Origin of the sequence: Desulfurobacterium sp. (genome assembly GCF_027028515.1) — a bacterium.
In the GTDB taxonomy this organism is placed as follows: domain Bacteria; phylum Aquificota; class Aquificia; order Desulfurobacteriales; family Desulfurobacteriaceae; genus Desulfurobacterium_A.
Genome location: NZ_JALVIW010000034.1, coordinates 1 through 5090, shown reverse-complemented (window position 1 = coordinate 5090; position 5090 = coordinate 1). Strand labels below are relative to the sequence as shown.

Sequence of the window (5090 nt, the reverse complement as noted above, 5' to 3'; positions counted from 1 at the left end):
TAGAGGATGAATATATATTGAAGACCTCTTTCTGCCAAGCACATCTAAAAATAAGAACCCCTGTCAAGGTGGAAAAATCCGTTGGCTTACAATAGAATTTCTCCCCTTGAACTTCTCTCCATATATATAAAGAATTGACTTGAGAATTAAACTTGATAAACACAGGGATAATTACACTATCAGAAGTTTTAACTTGAATAGCAGATAGATTTACCCACCCGAGATCCACTTCAGAATAAGCAACACCTGCTAACATTAAAATAAATATTGTTAAAACAAACACCTTCCTCATCCTCTCCCCCCTTTTGGGACCTTTCTAGGAACATGATACCATTTATTTTTTATTTTATACCATCTGTCCTTAACTGACAATATTATTTCCGCAGGTTTTGAGTTGCCAGGAACAACAAGTTTCACACGCAACTTTAAATTTACAATGGCCTCGTCAGGTTTTTTAAAAAATACATCACCAATCTCATATCCAACTATATGTGCCATAGGGTTGCCCCTTCTAAAAACATACGTTTCTCGTGATACTAATTTTTTTAATAAAGGATATTCATATTCATAGGCTGTATCCCAATCAGCTTTAACAACAGCATTCCAATACTCGTTTACCACCTCAAGCAATCTTTCTTTTTCATTAGTCTTGCTGTAAGAACAAGCTATTACAAAAGAAAAAATAACCACCAACACAATAAACTTTCTAATCTCACCCTCCTATAAAAAAACAGAAGGAGAGGGAGAAGTCCCTCTCCTTTTTCTACCTCTTAGTCTAAAGGTAGGACAATTTTAACACCATAATTAACAGGAAGCATGTGATCGATTATACCACCAAAGTAGTCCATCAACTGAAGACCAATCACAGGCTCACCACATGCATCAGTAGAATTTACTGTGGTAGCAAACATACAATCAGCCGTACTATTGCTGAAGTAGAAATCCAACCAGCCAAGTTCATAAGTTGTGTCTACGTTAACCTCTTTGAGCTTGGTTTCTAATATGGGAGAAGCTGTTGCTCCCACAGGGATATAAGAAACTTCGTTACAAAGCAAAGCACCACCACCTTCCTCTCTAGGAGAGAAATCAACCTCTTCCTTAGGAGTATTCTCTTCATCATCATAAATTTGTACCTTCAAAGGCACACAACAATCTGTGTAGTTCCCCGGTCCACAATTTCCTTTATTGACATATAAATCTTTACCCGCCTCAACGCTTTCTTTCTTAGTTACGAAATTCAAAATCACATCAGTCTGACCCATGAGCCAATTTTGAAGATCATAAAGCACATAAATATGAGTTTTTGTAAGAACATAGTTAACCGCATCTAGTCCAGCCAGAGCAGAGGTAGAACCAAACAAAGGATAATCCTCTCCTAATCCTGCATTTGCCGCCATACTTGCATCAGTGGCAAAATTAGCAAGAGCTACGGCCTTATAAGCATAAGTGGAAATCCCGTCTTGATCCAACAGATTGGTAAAATTGTAAATATAACCCTCTCCAATCAAACTGTTAGGTGCATCTTCAAGACCATCATAGCCCAGCAAATCCATACAAGCCTGAACAGGATCATCAGCACCTTCAACATTAGACTTAAAATAGGTTCCAGTAACGCTACCTATAGCAAAAAACTCAATGTATCCCTCAAGTGTACGATCAGCAGTGACTCCCGCAACAGTACGAGTATGAGCGACGTTCCAACCACCAGGTACCACAATAGTATCATCATCTGCAGGAAGAATAGCATTCGCGCGAAGAACAACTGCTGTATCACCAGAAATACCTAACATAGCAGGATTTGCCACCCAGAAAGTAAATTCATCATGAGGACTGAGGCAAACAAGGAAATCGAGTACTTCTTTACTTTCTTTTCCTTCTCTTAAACGCAATTTGCCCACTATCCCTTTGCCAGACGTGTTTACGATTTTGAAAAAGTCCACAGCATTACGGACATTATAGTATGGGAAAATCAACACATCACCCATTCCACCAGGATTTACAAACAAACCAGGACTAGTCCCATTACTAAGACCCGATGGTGGAGATGGCTGGTTAACAGAAGCAAGACCATCAATCTGATCCGCCATAGCCGGAACACCTAAAAACATTAACAACAATAGAACAACCAAACACCTCTTCAACATGACCAAACCTCCTTTAAAAGTTTTTTGATATACACAGGGAAGGATTTTACCTTCCCTTATGCTCATTTTAATATCAAATCTCCCACACCAAGTCAATTTCATTTATGCCTCCTGAAATTAATTGAGCAAAAGGAATGCCAAAACCTAAACTGCCCATAACACAAACATTTTCAAGGCAAGCGCCCCAAAAAATTCTGGTTAAATTTAACCACCGGTGGTTAAATTTAACCAGATGAAAAGAACATTACAGGAAAAATATAACTTTCTTTAGAGCTTTTTAGGGCTATGAACTTTGGGATGCCTTTTTTCCAGCTACGTTTCCAGATTTTGCCATCTGAATATTCAAAGTGGCATTCTTCTCCTGAAAAAAAGAAAACCAGAAACCACTCTTTTTTTAAGTCTTCGTTTAAGAAGTTTCTATAATCTTCGACATCCACAAGAGGAATATTCGCCTCTAAAAGCTTTCCCTCCTTTATGCGCAACTCAATCCCAAATATCCCTGGAAAATACCTACCGAGAAGAGGAACATTACTTACAAACTTCAATTTCTTCTCATCACCTTCAAAGATCGGCGGATAACCAAATACATTCTGGGGTATATTTTGAAGCTGTTTGAAAAAGAGAAAAAGAAAAAAAGATTTTCTTTTTGCTTCTGCAAATTTTTCTTCCTGCAAAATATAAGAGCTGTAATAAACTTTTAAAGCCGTCGCTCCTATCCCCACTATGAAAAGTGCTATAAGCAAAGCCACAATTATTTCCAGTAATGTAAAACCTTTATCCCGCATGTTTTCATGCTACACGAAACCCATTGAAAATAAAAGACAAGTCTGATTTAGATAAAACCTTTCTGGAAAAACATTTTTTATTGGACAAAGATTGTTTGGTTATATGCTGATGAAAAGATTTTTCAGGACTTGCTTTTTCTATATTATAAGAAGTACTGATTTAATATGAAAGTGTTCAAGTATAAAGCGGTAACTCCAAGTGGAGAAGTAATAAAGGCAGAAAAGGCAGCTGAAAATAAAAAGGAGGTTCTGGATTACATATATTCCAGGGGACTTATTCCTTTAGAAATAAACGAAAAGAAAGAAAAAATCTCTTTTAGCAGTAATTTCCTAAGAAAAATTTCAAGAAGACTTATAAAAAGAAAATTGGCAAGAAAAGATGTAATCTCCTTTTTTCAATCCCTCTCAATACTTTTAAATTCTGGTATTCCTATGGACAAAGCGCTTAGCATCTGCAAAGAAGTTACTTCAAATGAAGCTATGAAAGTCATTATAGAAGATTTGCTTACGGAAATAAGGGCTGGAGCATCTCTTAGCGATGCTTTAAGCAAATACGGAAACGTATTTTCCAAATTTTATGTCAACATGATAAAAGCCGGAGAGGCAGGGGGGGTCCTTCCTTTGGTATTAGAAAGGATTTACGAACACATGAAAAGGATAGAAGATTTTAAAGAAAAAGTAGTGTCATCCCTTATATACCCTTCGTTCCTCATCTTAACAGGACTAGCCTCTATTATCATTCTTATTGTCTTTGTAGTTCCGAGATTTATGGCAATATTTGAATCCATGGATATAAAGCCTCCTATTTTAATGAGATTACTCTCAAGCTTGGGAATGTTTTTTGAAAAATATTGGATATTTATTTTGATTATTGTAATTTCTATAGTAGCCCTTATAAAATGGGAATTAAAAAAACCAAAAGGAAAAATGACACTTTATAAGATGCTTTTGAAAACGCCAATCTTAAGCGATATTATCCTCAAAATGGAAAATATAAAATTCACCAGCAATTTGGGAATGCTACTTCTTAATGGTGTTCCTATATTGAGAGCAACAAGTATAATAAAAGAGATGTTTACTAACCCATTCTTTTATTCAGAAATTGACCAACTCACAAAGAAACTGAGAGAAGGAGCCAAACTATCTGAGATTCTCAGTGGTTCAGAAGAACTATGGCATCCATTTGTTATCGGGATGTGTAGTGTGGGAGAAGAATCTGGTAACCTCGGAGAAATGCTTGTTAAAGCCTCCGAAGCATTAGAAAGAGAAACAGAAGAAACTCTTACCAGAATTGTCTCTTTCATCGAACCTGTTACTATATTGGTTATGGGTCTTATAGTTGGATCTATTGTAGTTTCTATGATAGGAGCTATTTTTAGTGTAAATGAAATTGTGAGGTAGAGCCATGGAAAGAAGAAACAGGGGATTTACGCTTATCGAACTTATGGTTGTCTTAGTCATTCTGGGGCTGCTTGCTGCTCTTGTAGCCCCAAAGGTGCTTAACAAGTTGGGCAAATCCAAACAGAAAATAGCAAAAATGCAAATTGAGATGCTATCATCTGCTTTAGATCAATTTAAACTCGACACAGGCAGATACCCCACTACTGAGGAAGGTTTAGAAGCCCTTATCAAGAATCCAGGAGTGAAAGGATGGGACGGTCCCTACCTCAAAAAGAATAAGATTCCCAAAGATCCTTGGGGCAGAGATTACATATATAAATGTCCAGGTGAACATGGAGAATATGATTTATATTCTCTTGGAGCTGATGGAAAGCCGGGAGGAACAGGAGAAAACGCTGATATCACCAGTTGGGAGTAAAATGGAGAGATGAATGTACACACTGCTTTTTGTTATATGGCTTACAGGTGTAATTTTTACGTTAAGTTTTCTCGCTAATTTCAATTCCAGACTTTCTATAATTAATGTTTATAACTTAACAGACAGAATATTAGAACACCAAAACTGTAAGAGTATACTCTACATAATAGAAAAAGGAATAAAGGATAAAATCATAAAAGCAGAAAACAAAGTAAAGGTTGAACTTAACGGAAAGAGTTGGGAAATTAAATTAGAAGATGTCGGATCCGGAATAAATCCCAATAATCTAGACGAAAAAGCTTTAAGATATTTCTTAGGGCAGTGTGGAATATCTTCTGGAGA

At 36.6% G+C, this 5090-nt stretch carries 7 protein-coding genes; 3 read left to right on the top strand and 4 right to left on the bottom strand.

The genetic code is table 11. The features are described from left to right. The 4 genes from MV676_RS02935 to MV676_RS02920 form a co-directional block, all read right to left on the bottom strand. Window positions 1-292: hypothetical protein (locus tag MV676_RS02935; RefSeq protein ID WP_297445118.1), on the bottom strand; the 292-nt coding region annotated here is incomplete at its 3' end. Then, window positions 289-696, bottom strand: a complete 408-nt coding sequence (locus MV676_RS02930; protein WP_297445116.1) for a hypothetical protein — start codon at window positions 694-696, stop codon at window positions 289-291. The genes MV676_RS02935 and MV676_RS02930, both read right to left, overlap by 4 nt. 74 nt (window positions 697-770) lie before the next feature. Then, the gene (locus tag MV676_RS02925) at window positions 771-2246 is read right to left on the bottom strand and encodes a hypothetical protein (protein ID WP_297445114.1); all 1476 of its coding nucleotides are present in this window, start codon (window positions 2244-2246) and stop codon (window positions 771-773) included. Between the two features lie 122 nt (window positions 2247-2368). Next, a complete protein-coding gene (locus MV676_RS02920) occupies window positions 2369-2893 on the bottom strand; it encodes a hypothetical protein (RefSeq protein ID WP_343214953.1) in 525 nt (174 codons plus the stop codon). A gap of 201 nt (window positions 2894-3094) precedes the next feature. On the opposite strand from MV676_RS02920, the gene MV676_RS02915 reads away from it, so the two are divergent. The 3 genes from MV676_RS02915 to MV676_RS02905 all read left to right on the top strand — a co-directional run. After that, the gene (locus MV676_RS02915) at window positions 3095-4330 is read left to right on the top strand and encodes a type II secretion system F family protein (RefSeq protein WP_297445110.1); all 1236 of its coding nucleotides are present in this window, start codon (window positions 3095-3097) and stop codon (window positions 4328-4330) included. Window positions 4331-4334: 4 nt separating this feature from the next. After that, a complete protein-coding gene (gspG, locus tag MV676_RS02910; RefSeq protein ID WP_297445109.1) occupies window positions 4335-4748 on the top strand; it encodes a type II secretion system major pseudopilin GspG in 414 nt (137 codons plus the stop codon). A gap of 13 nt (window positions 4749-4761) precedes the next feature. Next, a partial coding sequence (locus tag MV676_RS02905; RefSeq protein ID WP_297445107.1) for a hypothetical protein occupies window positions 4762-5090 on the top strand: 329 nt, incomplete at its 3' end.